Below are 861 nucleotides of genomic sequence, written 5' to 3'. Positions count from 1 at the left end.
GCTCTTATACTGTTCGACCAAGAATCACCCAGTCCTCTTACATGCTTGAACAATTACGTATCACTTAATCACCGAGATTCTCGATTTTTCTTGCTCTCTCGGCGAGTCACCACCTTCGGCGCTGAGGCTCACCTCGTTCGCGGCGAAAAATCTCGAATCTCTACCCAGTTTGGCGTAATCTGCATAACTTCAAAAGCCTTTAACCACATTGAACGAAATTTATTGCAATGCAATTTTCGCGCATTTAGCATAATCAAATGAGTCAGTTTATTATCGCGTGTTTATTTACAACACCAACGCTTGTATGCCTGATTGCAGTGTGCGCAACGGATTTAATCAGCCGCGTTGTGCCTAGACTTTGGGTTGTACTAGCCGCTTTTGCGCAATCTGCAGCGAACCTTATTTTTTCGCTAATTTCTTTGCATAATGTCAATTTTCTTTTGCGCGGATGGCTTTGCGCGATAACAGTTTTTGCTATCTACGTTTTAATGCAAAAACTTTGCATGCGCGGAGCGCTTGGATTTGGAGATGTTACGTGCGCATCTATGACTGCTCAGGCTTTGGCGCTATTTGGATTTGATTGCATAATATGCTGGTTTGCATTAGTTAGCATACTTGGATTAATTTGGATTTTAGTATGGAAAATCTGTTCTAGAGTCTGCTTGCGATTTTTCCGAGTTAATTTTTCTAGCGCTAAGTCTAAAAATGCGCAAAATAAAATCCCGTTCGTACCCGTCTTAGCTGTATCTGCGCTCATCGCTGTTATGCTTTGAACTTTTTGCTGCGATTTTATAGCGTTAAGTAAGGTGGAGATTCGAGATTTTTCGCCGCGGATGAAGCGAACCTCAGCATGAAATGGTG

1 protein-coding gene is annotated in these 861 nt (G+C 42.3%); it reads left to right on the top strand.

Going from position 1 to position 861, the window contains the following annotated elements; genetic code table 11:
* Positions 1–257 precede the first annotated feature (257 nt).
* A complete protein-coding gene (locus tag HMPREF3216_RS04525) occupies positions 258–773 on the top strand; it encodes an A24 family peptidase (RefSeq protein ID WP_060787139.1) in 516 nt (171 codons plus the stop codon).
* The last annotated feature ends 88 nt before the right edge of the window (positions 774–861 follow it).

The organism is Gardnerella vaginalis (genome assembly GCF_001546455.1).
GTDB classification, from domain to species: Bacteria; Actinomycetota; Actinomycetes; order Actinomycetales; family Bifidobacteriaceae; genus Bifidobacterium; species Bifidobacterium vaginale_B.
Note: the sequence above shows the minus strand (reverse complement) of the source record. Positions and strands in the feature narration are given on the sequence as shown.